This window comes from Paenibacillus sp. YSY-4.3 (assembly GCF_054767475.1).
In genome coordinates this window covers 148,874-163,918 of the sequence record NZ_BAABMC010000001.1, presented here as the reverse complement: position 1 = coordinate 163,918, position 15,045 = coordinate 148,874, and the positions used below count along the sequence as shown (strand labels likewise).

Below are 15,045 nucleotides of genomic sequence, written 5' to 3'. Positions count from 1 at the left end.
CGTTCCCCCCAATCCTCAATTCTTAACGCTTAACCTATTCTTTATTCCGCTTCTCCTTCAGCCACCGGGGAGCCCCTTTGTTCTTGCGGTCCTGATTCCTGTCATTCTTCCTTCCGCCGTTCGTGCTGCTTCCCTTTACGGCTCCTGAACCAGGCCGTTTTGCCCCTCCGCTGCTGCCAATGGCAGCCCCGGATACATCCGCTCTTCCTTCTCCTCGTCTAGCTTGCGTTCCTTTTGCAGTCCCCTGCTTGGCAGTACTTTGTCTCGCAGTACCTTCTCTTGCCGCTCCTTGCCCAGCAGATCCTGAAGCCCGGCCTGTCCCTTGAGTGGTCTTGTTTCGCCCGCCAGAGGATGCATCCGGGTCAATAACTTTGCCGGCATACATAGTCCGAGCGGAGATTTTGATTCCCAGCTCCCTCGCAAATTTACGAATAATGAACTCCTCTTTAGCAGAAATGATCGATATAGCCAGCCCTTTGCGCCCCATTCGTCCTGTACGGCCGACACGGTGCACGTAGTACTCCGTATCCGGCGGAGGATCGAGATTGACGACGAGCTCAAGCTCCTCGATATCCAATCCGCGGGCCGCGATATCGCTGGCGACCAGTACACGAATTTTCCCTTCGCGGAAACGGCGCAGCGTAGCGGCCCTAACCGTTTTGTCGGCATCCCCATATAACGCTCCGGCGCTAAGACCGACGAAATTCATCTTCGCCTCGACCTCGGCAATATTGTCTGTGTGATTAATGAACACAATCGTCCGAGACGGATCATAATGCCGGATGATTCGGCGCAGCATATCGATTTTTTCGCGTTCCTCCGTCATAAAGTAAATATGCTCCAGGCTTTTGGCGGTACGCTGTTCCGGCTCAATGCCGATCTCTACGGGATCTGTCATCTCCCTTCCGGCAAGATTCCTAATCTCCGCATTGATCGTGGCCGACAAGAACATCAGCTGCCTCTCCCGCAGCGTTCCCCGCAAAATATGTTCGACGTCGGCTGTTCCGCCCAACTGGAACATTTGATCCACTTCATCGACGACAACCATGCGCACCGTATGCAGTTTTAGCTTGCGCAAAGCCAGAATTTCGCGGATTCGTCCCGGCGTTCCGACCACAAGCTGCGGGTGCTGCTTGAGCCGCTCCAACTGCCGTTTGATCGCCGCCCCGCCGATCAAGGCTTGGACACCCACGCCCAGCGGCTCGCCATATTTCTCAGCTTCGCGGTAAATTTGCATCGCCAACTCTTGTGTCGGCGCCAATACAATTCCCTGCAGCGTCTTCTCCGCAGTATTCATTTTTTGCAACATCGGCAGCAGATAAGCCAGCGTCTTTCCCGTCCCCGTCTGCGACTGGGCCAGCACGTCGCGGCCGCTCAGCGCAGCAGGGATGCTCTCCGCCTGCACTGGCGATGGCTCGTTAATTCCGTATTCCGCCAATCTGGATAGCAGCGGCTCCTCAATACCTAATCCGGCAAAACTTGTCGTATTCATATCTGTTCATCCTCACGTAAAAGTCATATCTTTCATTATATGCGATAACAGCAAATCCCACCAAATTCGCCATGATTTTTATTTCCTCCGAGCTTTCCGAGCCCTAAAAAAAACCGGCTGAATCCAGCCGGCTCATCTTCTATTTCTTATTTAACATCCGGTAGCTCAGCATATCCGCAAGACGAGGAAACAGCTGATAAAACTTCGCGCCTGCTCCGAAGGCCCATGGCATATTCACTTCCATCGGCCCTTTCTCCACGGCAGCGACAATCGCTCTCGCGACCCGTTCCGGCTTTAGCATGAGCCATTTCACGTTGTTCACATATTGACCGGTAGGGTCAGCCAAATCAAAAAACGGAGTGTCGATCGGCCCTGGGTTGATCGTGGTTACTTTAATGCCATATTCCCGGACCTCCTGACGAAGCGCGCTGCTGAAGCCCAATACGGCATGCTTCGTAGCACTATAGGCCGTCGATTTCGCTGTTCCCAGCTTACCCGCAAGGGAAGCGACGTTGACGATTCGCCCGGATCGAGCCTGCTTCATATAAGGAAGTACGGCCTTAGTACATCTTACGACCCCCATGTAATTCACGTCCATCATGGCGGCAAACTCTGCAAGCGGCATCTCGTCGCAATATGTAAATTTGCCGTAGCCGGCATTGTTCAATAGGCAGTCCACCCTGCCGTACTGAGCGTAGATTTCTTTAAACCCGTCAGCAACGGATTCGTCGTCCCCTACATCCATGGGCACCAGCTTGAATGGACCTCGAAGCTCCGCTCCGATCTTCTCCAGTTTATCGACCGACCGGGATGCTAGTATCACGTCCGCGCCGCGTTTGGACAGCATTCGAGCCGTCAAGGCTCCAATTCCGCTTGAAGCTCCCGTAACTACAACAACCTGATTCTTTAACGACATATGCATAGTCCTCATCTCTTCCACAGGATCATCCGGACAGAAATAAAGAACTAGCATCCAAAAAATACGCGATTTTTAGAGCTAGTTCCCGGTTCCGTAAATTCTATTCTTATTCTAAGAGATCATGACTTGAATATCCAGTTCACCGATTCCGTCCATCATCAGCGGGATGCATAATGCTTTGCGAGGGGTTGTATCATTCATGGCTGTGCCGGTCTTGATGACTTGAGGCGGAGTAATGTCGACAACGTAGCCTTGATTCGATAAAATCGTGCTGGCATTTCCACTAATCATGTTGCCAAGCTCTGAAATAGCACTTTGACCCATTTCGTCCATTTCGGTAAGAACAAATCCGCCCATCATGGCCGACACGATCCGCAAAGCAACCGTCTCTTGAAGGCCGAACACGACCATACCGCTGTAATGCCCGGTCATACCGATTTGTATCCATATATGATCATGCATCGGAGTAATATCTTTGACTCCAAGATTCCCTGTAGAAGGTGAGATCTGAATGACCTGTTCAATGACCGACCTTGCGGATTCCAGAAAAGGATTTATCACTTCCGCTTTCACTATTTATGCGCCCCTTTACACTTGGAAGTAATTAATTCAATACAAAAGTCCCGTTTTTTCGCTTGTACAACATTATACTTTATTCCTACCAATAAGTCATTAAAAATCGAACAATGCAATTTGTTGGAATATACATTTTATTCTTCCAAGGCGTCTAATCCCCTGAGGGCAATTGTCCTGCATTGCGTTATTAAGGGATAATCCCCTATAATTAATGAAATAAACATGTTCGCCATCGTGGCATCTAAATAAGCTGACAAACAGCTGCGAAAGGAGAGTTCGGATGAACATAAGCCAACTGGAAACGCTGCTTATGATTTCCAAGACCAAAAGTTTTCGCAAGGCGGGGGAAATGCTCAACCTGACTCAACCGGCAGTTTCCGCACAAATCAAAAGCCTGGAGGACGAATTCAATACGGTGCTTGTCGACCGCAATCAGCCTGTAACATTGACAGATCGCGGACAGGTATTTCTAGAGCGTGCCGAGGCTATCCTTGATATTGTCGAGGATCTGAAGCAAAAGCTGTCCGATATGGAACATATCCCGCAGGGACTTATCGTACTGGGCACGACCACTTCGATCGCCATACAAATTTTGCCGCGGATTCTATCCTATTTCCAAGACCAATTTCCTCTGATCAAGACGACGATTCAGTCCATGCCCTCCTCGCAAATTTATCAAAATGTAGAGCAAGGACTCGTTGATATCGGCATCGGCTATTTGATCGAGAATAATCCACAGGTTCATGCATCCGTCCTATATTACGATACGTTCGCGCTCGTCGTGTCGCCGCTTCATCCTTTAGCTCAGGCAAAATCGCCCACGCTGGATATGCTGAGGGATGTTCCCATGATCATGCTGTCCCCGGATACCGTGGGCAGACGATTCGTCGACGAGGTCTTCCGCAAGCATGCCATAGAACCTGAAATCGTTGTAGAGCTGTCGAGCAGCGAGGAAGTGAAGCGAATGGTGGAAATCAATTTGGGCGCCGCGATCATTTCCAAGCAATCCGTGATGCGAGAGCTTCGTCAGGGCTCATTGTACATCGTTCCGATTCCCGAGCTGGAAACGACCCACCCCGTCGGCGTCATCTATAAATCAGGCCGATACATCAATTCGGCAATGCAGCAATTCCTTGGCGATTTGAAAGGCATGCCGGAAACCCATTTCATTGGTTCCGAATAACCTATTCTAATATATAAAAGGAGTATCAGCATGAAATTTGATCTGCACACCCACCACTTCCGCTGCGGCCATGCCGACGGCAACATCCGTGATTATATTGAGGCTGGCATCAAAGAGGGATTGTCCGTTATTGGCATCAGCGACCACACTCCATATTTCGGCAGTCCGGAGGAACATCCTTTCCCGAGCATAGCGATGGCTAAGCAGGAGTTTAAAAATTACGTCGAGGAAGTCCTCCAGCTAAAACGCGAATATGAAGGAAAAATCGATGTTCTGCTCGGAATCGAGTCGGACTTTTTCCCCGAGCATGCCGAAATCTACCGCCAAACGCTGGCAAAGTACCCGTTCGATTATGTTATCGGATCAGTTCATAGTGTCAGAAACGTCAGCATTTTCAATAAAAACCGCTGGAAGAAGCTGAGCGAGAAGCAGCGCATCGCCGACAAGGAAGCCTATTACGCCTTGATCCAGGAATCGGCCCGCAGCGGCATGTTCCAAATTCTGGGCCATATTGACGCCATGAAGGGAAATTATCCGGAATTCTCGGACATTCCCGCCGCCGAGGCGATTGATGAGACGCTCAAGGTCATTGCCGAGGAAGGTGTTGCCATAGAGATTAACACCTCTGGCAAGACGAAGCTGTCCGGGGGCTGGTACCCTTCGGATTCCATTCTGGAAAGAGCTTTGCATTTCGGGGTCGAAGTCACCTTTGGATCGGACGCTCACGTACCTTCCCGCGTAGCCGACGAATGGGAGCTGGTTGCCGCTCGCCTCAAGGAGATTGGCTTCACGCAATGGGTATATTACAAAAACAAAACCAAACAGACGGTGCCGCTGTAAAATTGTAAAAAGACAAAAAAAAGAGAACCCACACGTACGGCGCTGGGTTCCAAAGACAAATATATTCAAAAGGGGGTCATGTATTAAGTGTACCCCCTTACTGTTAGAGAACGATCACAGTAATATTTCATTTATGTAACAAACAATGTATTTTTATTACCTAATTCGCAATATTCCCCCCGGTTGATCGCATACAGCTTGAGCCTCTCTTCATTCCCTCGCTCCCTCGATCCGTTAAGCACCGCCTTAACATACGTCATCCCGCATTTTTGCAGAACACGCTCCGATGCAGAATTATCCTGTGAACAGCGCGCTTCGATCCATTCAAGCTCCAAGGATTCGAATGCGAAATGAACCAAAGATCTCGCCGCTTCCGTCGCATAGCCCTGTCCCCAGCATGCCGGGGACAGCAGATAGCCGAGCCGTGCTTTGCCTTGGAGACGATCCCAATGCTGTAACGAGCAGACACCGATGATACTGCGGGATTGCTTCAATTCTATGGCAAAATGAAGATCGCGAAGGCTCTCGTAACATTCCGCAAAATAACGGTATAGCCGCGCCGGGAACAGCAGGGTCTGCGGCTCGAGCAATGCGCTGCGCCTTACCAGCGGATGAATCATGTACTGATGCAGCTCCTCGCAATCTTCCGGCGTAATCCGGCGTAATATCAGACGCGGACTTTCCAGCACGGGAATTGCTTGGCTGCCATCCCGCTTGACGCGTGTACTCATGCCTCCTGCCCCCTATTCTTTTCTTTTACAATCCTTCTTCTTTGGATTCAGAATGATCCGTTGCTTCCGGATTTCCCTTAAATATCTGCCGAAAAACGCCCAGCATGGATAATGCATAGGCTACGGTTACAAAGCTGAAGAACAGTTCCATAACGACGACTAGCCTAGACGTGTTGTCCACCGGCATGATATTACAGAACATACAAAATAACCGAGCCGAGGACAAATAATACGATCGGCGCAAGCAATATAAAGCGGCTCGTGACCCTTTTGTTGAGAATATACAGCACGCCGACCAAAGCAAGCATGCCTAACACATTTAACCATATCCACCATGATTGCACGCTGCTCCCTCCTGGGTAAAGCCTGGTTCTTGCATCCTACTAACCATTACCCAGAAGGAGGCCGATTGAGCACGTTCATCTGTTTCTCTGCAGTTGCTGCGCAATACCGAAATAATAAGCAGCCACATAACAGAATAAGGTAATCAGGAATATCCATTTGCAGAACCCGATCGCATGCCGCAAATATTCGAAATCCATCAAATATATGATCGTTTCGCCCAGAATACGCACAGGCTCCTGAAGCACATCCCAGCTATTCCAGCGAATGAATCTTCCTATGTATACGCCAAAGCTGCTTAGCAGCAAAACAGCGACAACGAATACCCAGCCTACAACCGTTCCCAAATATTTGCGAACGAGCGCATGAACCGAAGCTAAAGAGGCCGTGGCAACGGCCAGGCCGAGCAATGCGGCGAAGAGCATCGTAAACAAATGATCCCAGAACAAATTTTCTTCCCAGAACCGCATTCCCGTACCGGAAGCAATAGGATAGCGGTTAAAGGGATGCAGCAGATCCGTAATCAAATATGCGGCATTGGGATAGAAAAACAACCACAGCAGCCCGACTCCAAGGAACAGCAACAGCTTTAGCATTTTTCCCTTCAGCAAACTGACCATATCCAGCACGATCGCTAGGCCAAGTGGAATCCATGCCAAAAACGTGTTCCACAGCATAAATAAATACGGAGGTCTCCCTCCTTCCGGCAGCTGCGTATGTACGACATATCTCATACCAATCAACGTGGCGATAAATAGAATCAGATACAGTACCCATTTGCCCGGGTATCCGAGCGATCTCCAATCTTGCAATTGCTATGCCTCCTCCTGTCAAAACACTTTCCATAAGCTCTGTTATGTCTTGTTAGGCTATAGACGTTCTACAAAGCCGGAAAGTTACAATTGTTGACAAACAAGTGTTTGGTAAAAAAAGGGGAGGCTGAGTGTTATTTTAGTTTCCTGATCTTATGTTTGGTCAAAATATCCGAAATCTCTTGGTTAATGACCTTGATATCGGGACCGGACGCCGGATCGTCCCTCAGGCCGTACTTCTCTTTCAGCTTCAAAATAGAGTATACCCGTTCGTCAAGCACCTCTGGCGAAATAGCTCCACGCTTCACGGCCGCAGTCAGCGCATCGATTACCGCAAGCTGCCGTTCCCGCTCGTGTCCGACCAGCACGATATTGCCCCCGCCCTGAATGAACTTTACTGCCGCTTCCCCGATGTCGTAGTGTTTTACGATCGCTCCCATCGTCATATCATCGGTGATAACAACGCCTTCAAAGCCAAGTTCCTCACGCAGCACATCGTGGATGACCGCCTTGGAGAACGAAGCGGGCTGCTCAGCATCAAGCTTTGGCATCAGCAAGTGCGCAACCATCACGACGTCCGCCCCTTCTTCGATCGCTCGGATAAAGGGCACAAGCTCCAGCTTCCGCAGCCGCTCCATATCATGCTCAACCACAGGCAAGCCTAAATGGGAGTCGACCGAAGTGTCGCCGTGCCCTGGAAAATGCTTGAGCACAGGGATGACTCCCTCCTGCCCGATCCCTTGAAACATGGCAATACCCATTTCGCTGACGATCTCTGCATTGCTTCCGAAGGCTCTGCTGCCAATCACCGGGTTATCCGGATTGCTGTTAATATCCAACACGGGTGCAAAATCCATGTTCAAGCCGAATCCGGCCAGCTCTTTGCCGATTACGGATCCGAGGCCGGACGCCAGCTCCGTACTGCCCGCCTCGCCGATAATCTGCGCAGATGGCAGCGCTTTGAATTCCTCCGGCATACGGGAAACCCGGCCTCCTTCTTCGTCAACGCTGAGCAATAATGGCACCTTATTATTGGCATTCATTTTTTTGAGCTGATTGAAGAAAGCGACCGCCTGCTTGGAATCGCTAATGTTGTTCTTGTAGAAAATAAAGCCGCCAACATGGTGCGATTCAATGAATTGGCGCGCCGTATCGTCCGGGGCCGTGCCTTCCACTCCGACCACGACTAATTGGCCAATCTTCTCCGCCGTGCTCAACTGCTCCAGCATCCGCCGGGCGGAATCATCCCCCTGTCCAGGGTTGCTATGATTGCCGTTCCCCTGCGGATTTGCTCCGGTCTCAGGCTGCCGAACATCCGTCTCGGACTGCTCCGGTGCCGCCGGGCCTTGATCGGTGTTTGGCGCTTGCTTAGGCGCACAAGCCGACGATATAGCAAGCGCAAATATAAGCATAGCAATCAAGTATGAACGCATCACTTGCTTCATGAACCCTGCCTCCTGTCTAATCGTTATGTCCCGATGGAATCCAGCCACAGAATGACGGCGAACGCGATTTGCAATAAACTGAGCACGCCGAATAAGATCATGATGACGATAAAGATCGTCCGCAGAAGCTTTTTTCCAAGGCTCCAGCCTTTACGGCAGGCCTCCCGGAACGGGTTAACACTGCTCTCCATGCTTCTCCTCCATCTGAACCATATGGTGCTGGTCATGCAGGATGAAATCCTTCAAATATTGCGCTACGAAAAACGGATGCCCGTCCGCATCGATGTATTCTTTATTGTAGGATTCGTCCGTTAATGACTGGATGGCGGCAATGATCTTCTCCCTGTAGAAAACCGCCTGCTCGGCCAAACTCGCGATGCTTGTCTGCTCACCATACAACTGTGCCTTCCGGTTGAATTCGTCATAGTCGGTATGCCGAAGGGTCAGCGGCTCCTGTTTATATATCTTGTCGATGGCATGCTTATAAAAGTATTTATCCCACAGCAGGATATGGCTGACGACGGCTCGCAACGGCCATTTTCCCGGAGCAACCGGTTGATTCCAATATGGTTCATCCCGTTCACGAAGTTTGACTGCAAAAGCAATCCAATCCTGGAACGCAGTTAGAAGCTCCGCCCTTTCATCCTGGTACATATGTTTCTCCAGGAAGACGAGATTTAACCGCTCATGCACCAGTTCGGTTCGAAAAATGCTGTATCCGAGCTTCTTATATAGGTACAGATTTCTTTCGCTTACATGTCCGGTAAACAACTCGAATCTTGCACAGTGAGCGAATAGCCGCTCAAGCTCCCGAATAAGCGCCGTGCCGATCCCTCGATTCTGGTAATCAGGGTGGACGATGACTTTTCCAATATGACATGTTCCATTACCCTCACGGGCTCTTGCCGAACCGATGATCATGCCATCATCCAGCACGGCTTTCAAAATCGTATGCGAATGCGATTCTTCAATGAAGTCCTCCAACGTTTGCGTTAACGGCGGGATTTGTTCATCCTGATAAATAAGGGCTTCACTTTCGTAAGCCTGATATTGAAGCTGCAAAATTTGCTGTAAATCAGCTCTGTCGGCGACGGTTATCCTCATGCGCATTGAACCTCCCTTAACCTTGTTTAGATTAGCCTTATTTTACCATGAAGATGTATAATTAGGTTGTTCTAATAATGCCTGCTTCCTCATTTGTGAAAAGACAAGAAATTGCGGTATATTGGCTTCAGTTGGACTGCCACTTAACGGCTTTATCTTTATAGCTTTATAGTTCAGACAAGGAGATGCATAATACGTGATCCATATTCTTATTGCCGACGACGACCCGCATATTCGCGAGCTCGTACGTTATTATCTTGAAGCGGAGGGCTATTCCGTCGTGGAAGCAGCCGACGGAGGAGAAGCGTCTGACCGGCTTGCAGCCCAGAAGATCCACCTAGCCATCGTCGACGTGATGATGCCGAACAAAGACGGGTACCAGCTGTGTGAGGAGATCCGGGAATACTATGACTTCCCCGTTATTCTGCTCACGGCCAAAGATCAACTGATCGACAAGGAGATGGGTTTCGCCGTCGGAACGGACGATTACCTGACGAAGCCTTTTGAGCCGAAAGAGCTTCTATTCCGCATCAAAGCTCTGCTTCGCCGTTACCAGATGGTGAACGCCGAGACGATCCGATTGAACGATACCGTCATCGACCGGCGAAGCTATGAGGTGCATAGCAACGGCAAACTTTTTATGATCCCCTTGAGGGAATTCGATTTGCTCTCACAGCTCGCCAGCTATCCGAACCGGATTTTTACGCGGGAAGAGTTGATTCAGCTCGTATGGGGCACGGACTTCGACGGAGATGACCGAACGGTTGACGTGCATATCAAGCGCCTTCGCGGCCGGTTCGGAGACAGCCACCAGGATTTCTGCATCACCACGGTGCGCGGTGTAGGCTATAAGCTGGAGGTCGCTCCCCGATGAAATCGCTGTATTTGCGTATCGTCATCACGACGATCTTCGTCATGATCCTGAGCTTTCTCATCGCCTTTGTCGGCTCCAACCTGTATTATCAGCATCTTTTGAAGCCGTTCAACGATCAGAAAATTACGGCGATGGCCAAAAGCATCAGTACTTTCTACGAGCAAAACCCAGAGCTCGATCCAGTATCCTACTTCAGCCATGTGGGCGAACTCGGCTACCAAATGTATTTGGTTCCGCCCTTCGAGCATGGGAGCTTCTACGGCGACCCGTTCCGGGAGACGAAGCTGGATGATGCCATCGTACAAAGCGTCCTCCGGGGCGAGGAGTACCACGGCGTCTCCAAATTTTCGACAGGGCCTTTTGTGACCGGCTTCTTTGACAACGTGCTGATCAACACTGTCGGAGTGCCTGTGCACGCCGCAGGCCAGGATTACGCCTTATTCGTCAGGCCCAACGTGGGCGTCCTGTTCGGGGAACTGAGAATTTTCTTCGCCGTACTGGTCGTACTTTCGGTTCTATTAAGCATTCTGTTCGTCATCATCAGCACCCGCTACATCGTAAATCCGATCGTGAAGTTGACCGAGGCGACCAAAACACTTGCCCAAGGCAATTACAACATTCAGCTTGAGGTGAAACGGCGGGACGAAATCGGCAAGCTGGCCGGAACCTTCATGCAGATGGCCAAGAGTCTGGAGCAGCTCGACCAGATGCGTCAAGAATTCGTGTCCAACGTATCGCATGAAATTCAGTCTCCGCTCGCCTCGATTCAAGGCTTCTCGCATACGCTGCAATCGGCGGATTTGCCGGAGGAGCAGAAGAAGCGGTATTTGGCCATCATCGAGAACGAGAGCCGCCGCATGTCCCAGCTTGGCAAGCAGCTGCTGATGCTCGCTTCGCTCGATAAGGAAGAGACGATTCTGGACAAGCAGCTATTCGATATGTCCGCCCAGATCAGGCAGGTGCTGTTCATGCTGGAATGGAGCTGGCGCGAGAAGGAGCTGGCCGTGGAGCTTGATCTCCCTCCAGCGTTTATTGTGGGGGATGACAAGCTGCTGCATCAGGTGTGGATCAACCTCATTACGAACAGCATCAAATACACAGAGCCTGGCGGTACTATCGCGATCCGCCTGCGCCAGACCGAAGCCGAGTGCCGCGTGGATATCGAGGATACAGGCATCGGCATAGCCGAGTCGGATCTCCCCTACGTGTTCAACCGTTTCTACCGGGTAGACCGGGCCAGGGACCGCAAGGAAGGCAGCAGCGGCCTGGGTCTGGCCATCACGCAGAAAATCGTTGAGCTGCATCAAGGGCGCATCGAAGCGGCCAGCGAGCTTGGCAAAGGTACCACTTTCCATATTACCCTGCCAAGTCGTTAACAAAAACGTCTATCGCGTAATTGCAAGAAAGATAGACCGCACTAGTCGGACATGACCCGTTCATATTCCGTTCATAGAGAACTCTTATAGTTTAGTCAGGACCTGATAGACAGACTATAGGAGTTAGGAGATGAAGCTGTCATGTTTCTTGCTTTACGAGAGTTGAAACACGCCAAAATGCGGTATTCACTCATCGCGTTAATTATGGTGCTGATCGCATGGCTGGTGTTATTCGTATCTGGACTGGCCCAAGGCCTGTCCTCTGATAATGCCTCTTCCATTCAGAATATGAATGCGGATTATTTAATAGTGCAAAAGGAGTCGGATCACCGCTTGACCCGCTCCACAATTTCGGAGGCACAGCTTGCGGAAATCCGCGAATTCACGGACAAGGCATCCGCCGCCCCGCTGGGCGTGCAAATGACCGCCGTGACCAAAGCGGGCGAAGCGAAGAAGCTCGACGCCACGCTGTTCGCCATCGAAACGGAGGGGATATTGGCGCCAGCCCTTGCCGAAGGACGGATGATCGATGAAGATACGCCGGATGAGGCGGTCGTCGATCTTTCTTTTAAAGAGGCGGGAGTAGTGCTCGGGGATGTCTTGGAGGAGCAAATGTCCGGACAGCAGTTTAAGGTGGTCGGATTCACGAAAGGGCAGTCCTTCAGCCACTCCCCGGTCATCCACGTGAATTTCAAGGAATGGGGTTCGCTTAAGGCCGCAGTCTCCAGAGGCGGCACCAGCGACGGCACTAATTATAACGCCATCGCACTTCAAGCCGATACCGCTAAAGCGGATCAAATCGGCGAATCGATTTCGGGGATTGAGGTCATTTCGAAGGATCAGGCGCTGCAGGGCATACCTGGATATAAGGAAGAACAGGGCTCCCTGCTCATGATGGTGGCTTTCCTGTTCGTGATTGCGGCATTCGTGCTGGCGGTATTTTTCTATGTGATTACGATTCAGAAGATGAACCAGTTCGGCGTGCTGAAAGCAATCGGCGCAAGCTCCGGCTACCTAGCCCGCAACATCATATCCCAGGTCATGACGCTCTCCGTCACGAGCCTGGCCATCAGCATCGGGCTTACCTACGGGGTAGCGGCCATTCTGCCGGCCAGCATGCCGTTCGACCTCAGTCCGGGTCTCGTGGGCCTCTGCTCGGTGCTGTTCCTGGCAGTAGCAGTCGTCGGCTCCTTGCTGTCCTTGTACCGGGTCGTCAAAGTCGATGCCATTGAAGCGATAGGGAGGACTGCGTAATGAGCGATAAACTGCTAATGGAAAATATAAGCAAGGTGTATGGGGATGGGGATACTTCAGTCAAGGTGCTGAAAGAGGTCTCGCTCGAAGTGAAAGCCGGAGAGTTTGTGGCGGTTGTCGGTCCGTCTGGAGCGGGAAAAAGCACATTCCTGTCCATCGCCGGGGCGCTGCTCTCACCAACGAGCGGACAGATCGCCCTGGGCGGAGAGGACATTACGGACCTGACTCCGCCCGAACTGAACCGGATTCGCCTGGACAAAATCGGTTTCGTCTTTCAATCGTCCAATCTAATCCCTTATTTGACGGTCATGGATCAGCTGCTGCTCATTGCCAAGCTGGCCAAGACGCCGCGCAAGGCGGCGGAAGCCAAAGCTGAGGAACTGCTTCATCGGCTAGGACTTGCGCATCGGCGGAACCATTACCCGGACAGCCTGTCCGGCGGAGAGCGCCAGCGCGTAGCGATCGCCCGGGCATGGATGAACAACCCGGAAATCATCCTCGCCGACGAACCGACCGCCAGCCTCGATTCTGACCGCGGCCGAGACGTCGTGCAGATGCTGGCGGACGAAGTGAAGCTGCACGGCAAAGCCGCCGTCATGGTGACGCACGACCAGCGGATGCTCGATCTTTGCGACCGTGTCGTCCATATCGAGGATGGAAAATTAACCGAATAGAAAATTGCCAGGCCGATCTAAGCATGAGATCGGTCTGGCTTATTGTTCTTCGATGATGGAATGTCCTTTGGAGAAATCGCGGCAGGTCCACTGCCATTCCTCATGAAGCTGAAGCTTGCCGGAAGGCAGGACAACTGGGCGGGAATAACATTTGCCCGTCATGATCTCACCTTTGTCGTTTACATGATGATATCTCATATCCAGTTCCCCCTGGTGATTGGCGTTAGCGATCAGATGCCCCCGCACAATTCCTCCTCCCGCATACTCGGCCCAGACGATGTTCCCTTCTTGATAATACCGGAATATCGTGCTGCTATTGACTTCTCCATTCTCGGTCGTTTGCACGGAGGCAAATGTTTTCCCGTTATAGTTGATCAAAGGCTTCTCCTCGCTTCTATTGTTAATTTTAAGTCTTTGCGGCCTTAATTCTCAGATTACTGAAGCTTCTTCACCCCTATGGGTCTCATTGTGAGCGGAGTATACTGAATGGTATAAACCTCGCCCTTCTTAATCCCATGCGGAAGAATGTAATGCACTGTGATTTCGCCAATATGAACTTTATTGCTGAAACTCTTTCCTCTTCGCCCACCCGACTTTTCAATTTCTATAACTACTCCGCTTACCTGCTTGGGACCACTTACCATTAACAGCCCGAATCCCGCTAACTCACGCAAACAGAAGGAAAGCAGCAAAATAGCGAATAAAACATTAGCCCAGGGCGGATATTTCTTATTCTTATTCTTATTCGCATTCTTATTGTTCTCCATGACTGGTTCATTTGATTGAGGAGGCTTCGGCAGCCCACTCCCAGCGCTCAGGTTCTCGATCAGAATTCCAATAGCCAATAAAAAAGCAAGCAATATCAAAATGATTAATACCCAAAGGTGGAAACGGTCCAATCAGGACACCCTCTTCACAATATTTATAGCAAAAGAAGGGCACAACGCCCTTCTCCTACCGTGTTTGTTCCAATCCGATTTAGCCCAAATGAAAGCCAGCTTAAAAAATCCAAAACGCTTTTTTACAGACATTTTTGCGGGTCGGATCCACTATTTCACTGATTCCCGCCTTCTCCAATTTAGGATATAAAGCCTCGGCCCCCCGGTTCACCTTCAGCTCCATCTCCTCTTTATACAGAGGAAGAAGACTGAAGAAATGCACCGCCTTGTCTTCGGAGAAAGTTAGCGTAAAGAAGGATTCAGTATTATCTACGTTCGTAGGCACCGTAAGCATCATTCCCGATAGCTTCGTATTGCTCGCATACGGCTCGGCCGGGTCGCCGTTCGGGATTGTATGCTCGGCAAACAGCCAAGTGTCGTATTCATGCGGAAGTCTGGCCAGTTGCTTCAGGCAGCGAATCGGCCAGTAGTAATTCTCGTCCTGGAATGCTTTTTCTGTCATCTGCCAGGTATGTATTTTGAGT

The 15,045-nt window shown here is 50.8% G+C and carries 19 protein-coding genes; 6 read left to right on the top strand and 13 right to left on the bottom strand.

Annotation, left to right across the window (positions count from 1 at the left end):
- Positions 1-34: 34 nt before the first annotated feature.
- The 3 genes from ACYUJT_RS00690 to ACYUJT_RS00680 all read right to left on the bottom strand — a co-directional run bounded on the left by ACYUJT_RS00690 (position 35) and on the right by ACYUJT_RS00680 (position 2,984).
- On the bottom strand, positions 35-1,492 hold the full coding sequence (locus ACYUJT_RS00690) for a DEAD/DEAH box helicase (RefSeq protein ID WP_460318003.1): 1,458 nt from the start codon (positions 1,490-1,492) through the stop codon (positions 35-37).
- Positions 1,493-1,631: 139 nt separating this feature from the next.
- Positions 1,632-2,408, bottom strand: coding sequence for an SDR family NAD(P)-dependent oxidoreductase (locus ACYUJT_RS00685; RefSeq protein ID WP_460318002.1), 777 nt, complete (start codon positions 2,406-2,408; stop codon positions 1,632-1,634).
- A gap of 114 nt (positions 2,409-2,522) precedes the next feature.
- Positions 2,523-2,984: a chemotaxis protein CheX gene (locus tag ACYUJT_RS00680; protein WP_460318000.1), complete on the bottom strand. Its 462-nt coding sequence runs from the start codon at positions 2,982-2,984 to the stop codon at positions 2,523-2,525.
- A 283-nt stretch (positions 2,985-3,267) separates the two neighbouring features.
- On the opposite strand from ACYUJT_RS00680, the gene ACYUJT_RS00675 reads away from it, so the two are divergent.
- Entirely contained in the window at positions 3,268-4,170 is a 903-nt protein-coding gene (locus tag ACYUJT_RS00675) for a LysR family transcriptional regulator (protein WP_460317999.1), read from the top strand.
- A 30-nt stretch (positions 4,171-4,200) separates the two neighbouring features.
- On the top strand, positions 4,201-5,010 hold the full coding sequence (locus tag ACYUJT_RS00670; RefSeq protein ID WP_460317998.1) for a histidinol-phosphatase: 810 nt from the start codon (positions 4,201-4,203) through the stop codon (positions 5,008-5,010).
- 131 nt (positions 5,011-5,141) lie between these two features.
- Here ACYUJT_RS00670 and ACYUJT_RS00665 read toward each other — a convergent pair whose 3' ends face one another.
- The 7 genes from ACYUJT_RS00665 to ACYUJT_RS00635 all read right to left on the bottom strand — a co-directional run bounded on the left by ACYUJT_RS00665 (position 5,142) and on the right by ACYUJT_RS00635 (position 9,444).
- Positions 5,142-5,741, bottom strand: a complete 600-nt coding sequence (locus ACYUJT_RS00665; protein ID WP_460317996.1) for a GNAT family N-acetyltransferase — start codon at positions 5,739-5,741, stop codon at positions 5,142-5,144.
- Between the two features lie 25 nt (positions 5,742-5,766).
- Entirely contained in the window at positions 5,767-5,928 is a 162-nt protein-coding gene (locus ACYUJT_RS00660) for a hypothetical protein (protein WP_460317995.1), read from the bottom strand.
- A 4-nt stretch (positions 5,929-5,932) separates the two neighbouring features.
- The gene (locus ACYUJT_RS00655) at positions 5,933-6,085 is read right to left on the bottom strand and encodes a hypothetical protein (RefSeq protein ID WP_460317994.1); all 153 of its coding nucleotides are present in this window, start codon (positions 6,083-6,085) and stop codon (positions 5,933-5,935) included.
- 75 nt (positions 6,086-6,160) lie between these two features.
- Positions 6,161-6,895: a DUF1361 domain-containing protein gene (locus ACYUJT_RS00650; protein WP_460317993.1), complete on the bottom strand. Its 735-nt coding sequence runs from the start codon at positions 6,893-6,895 to the stop codon at positions 6,161-6,163.
- Between the two features lie 134 nt (positions 6,896-7,029).
- Positions 7,030-8,340, bottom strand: a complete 1,311-nt coding sequence (gene nagZ, locus ACYUJT_RS00645; RefSeq protein WP_460317991.1) for a beta-N-acetylhexosaminidase — start codon at positions 8,338-8,340, stop codon at positions 7,030-7,032.
- 23 nt (positions 8,341-8,363) lie between these two features.
- Positions 8,364-8,531, bottom strand: a complete 168-nt coding sequence (locus ACYUJT_RS00640) for a hypothetical protein (protein ID WP_460317990.1) — start codon at positions 8,529-8,531, stop codon at positions 8,364-8,366.
- Entirely contained in the window at positions 8,515-9,444 is a 930-nt protein-coding gene (locus ACYUJT_RS00635) for a GNAT family N-acetyltransferase (protein ID WP_460317989.1), read from the bottom strand. Before ACYUJT_RS00635 ends, ACYUJT_RS00640 begins: the two co-directional genes overlap by 17 nt.
- A 196-nt stretch (positions 9,445-9,640) precedes the next feature.
- Here ACYUJT_RS00635 and ACYUJT_RS00630 point away from each other — a divergent pair, with 196 nt between their 5' ends.
- The 4 genes from ACYUJT_RS00630 (at position 9,641) to ACYUJT_RS00615 (ending at position 13,622) form a co-directional block, all read left to right on the top strand.
- A complete protein-coding gene (locus ACYUJT_RS00630) occupies positions 9,641-10,318 on the top strand; it encodes a response regulator transcription factor (protein ID WP_460317987.1) in 678 nt (225 codons plus the stop codon).
- Entirely contained in the window at positions 10,315-11,694 is a 1,380-nt protein-coding gene (locus ACYUJT_RS00625) for a sensor histidine kinase (protein ID WP_460317986.1), read from the top strand. Before ACYUJT_RS00630 ends, ACYUJT_RS00625 begins: the two co-directional genes overlap by 4 nt.
- A gap of 141 nt (positions 11,695-11,835) precedes the next feature.
- The gene (locus ACYUJT_RS00620) at positions 11,836-12,948 is read left to right on the top strand and encodes an ABC transporter permease (RefSeq protein WP_460317985.1); all 1,113 of its coding nucleotides are present in this window, start codon (positions 11,836-11,838) and stop codon (positions 12,946-12,948) included.
- On the top strand, positions 12,948-13,622 hold the full coding sequence (locus ACYUJT_RS00615; protein ID WP_460317984.1) for an ABC transporter ATP-binding protein: 675 nt from the start codon (positions 12,948-12,950) through the stop codon (positions 13,620-13,622). The genes ACYUJT_RS00620 and ACYUJT_RS00615 overlap by 1 nt, the downstream gene beginning before the upstream one ends.
- Positions 13,623-13,661: 39 nt before the next feature.
- Here ACYUJT_RS00615 and ACYUJT_RS00610 read toward each other — a convergent pair whose 3' ends face one another.
- The 3 genes from ACYUJT_RS00610 to ACYUJT_RS00600 all read right to left on the bottom strand — a co-directional run bounded on the left by ACYUJT_RS00610 (position 13,662) and on the right by ACYUJT_RS00600 (position 15,023).
- Positions 13,662-14,000 (bottom strand): n-acetylglutamate synthase, encoded by a 339-nt coding sequence (locus ACYUJT_RS00610; protein WP_460317983.1) that lies wholly within the window; start codon positions 13,998-14,000, stop codon positions 13,662-13,664.
- Between the two features lie 56 nt (positions 14,001-14,056).
- Complete coding sequence (locus ACYUJT_RS00605) at positions 14,057-14,521, bottom strand: hypothetical protein (protein WP_460317981.1); 465 nt, start codon at positions 14,519-14,521, stop codon at positions 14,057-14,059.
- A gap of 100 nt (positions 14,522-14,621) precedes the next feature.
- On the bottom strand, positions 14,622-15,023 hold the full coding sequence (locus ACYUJT_RS00600) for a suppressor of fused domain protein (protein ID WP_460317980.1): 402 nt from the start codon (positions 15,021-15,023) through the stop codon (positions 14,622-14,624).
- Positions 15,024-15,045 lie beyond the last annotated feature (22 nt).

Coding starts and splice junctions, on each gene's coding strand:
- ACYUJT_RS00690 (WP_460318003.1), bottom strand. CDS start 1,492: ATGAATACGACAAGTTTTGCCGGATTAGGTATTGAGGAGCCGCTGCTA.
- ACYUJT_RS00685 (WP_460318002.1), bottom strand. CDS start 2,408: ATGTCGTTAAAGAATCAGGTTGTTGTAGTTACGGGAGCTTCAAGCGGA.
- ACYUJT_RS00675 (WP_460317999.1), top strand. CDS start 3,268: ATGAACATAAGCCAACTGGAAACGCTGCTTATGATTTCCAAGACCAAA.
- ACYUJT_RS00670 (WP_460317998.1), top strand. CDS start 4,201: ATGAAATTTGATCTGCACACCCACCACTTCCGCTGCGGCCATGCCGAC.
- ACYUJT_RS00665 (WP_460317996.1), bottom strand. CDS start 5,741: ATGAGTACACGCGTCAAGCGGGATGGCAGCCAAGCAATTCCCGTGCTG.
- ACYUJT_RS00660 (WP_460317995.1), bottom strand. CDS start 5,928: ATGCCGGTGGACAACACGTCTAGGCTAGTCGTCGTTATGGAACTGTTC.
- nagZ (WP_460317991.1), bottom strand. CDS start 8,340: ATGAAGCAAGTGATGCGTTCATACTTGATTGCTATGCTTATATTTGCG.
- ACYUJT_RS00640 (WP_460317990.1), bottom strand. CDS start 8,531: ATGGAGAGCAGTGTTAACCCGTTCCGGGAGGCCTGCCGTAAAGGCTGG.
- ACYUJT_RS00635 (WP_460317989.1), bottom strand. CDS start 9,444: ATGAGGATAACCGTCGCCGACAGAGCTGATTTACAGCAAATTTTGCAG.
- ACYUJT_RS00625 (WP_460317986.1), top strand. CDS start 10,315: ATGAAATCGCTGTATTTGCGTATCGTCATCACGACGATCTTCGTCATG.
- ACYUJT_RS00620 (WP_460317985.1), top strand. CDS start 11,836: ATGTTTCTTGCTTTACGAGAGTTGAAACACGCCAAAATGCGGTATTCA.
- ACYUJT_RS00615 (WP_460317984.1), top strand. CDS start 12,948: ATGAGCGATAAACTGCTAATGGAAAATATAAGCAAGGTGTATGGGGAT.
- ACYUJT_RS00600 (WP_460317980.1), bottom strand. CDS start 15,023: ATGACAGAAAAAGCATTCCAGGACGAGAATTACTACTGGCCGATTCGC.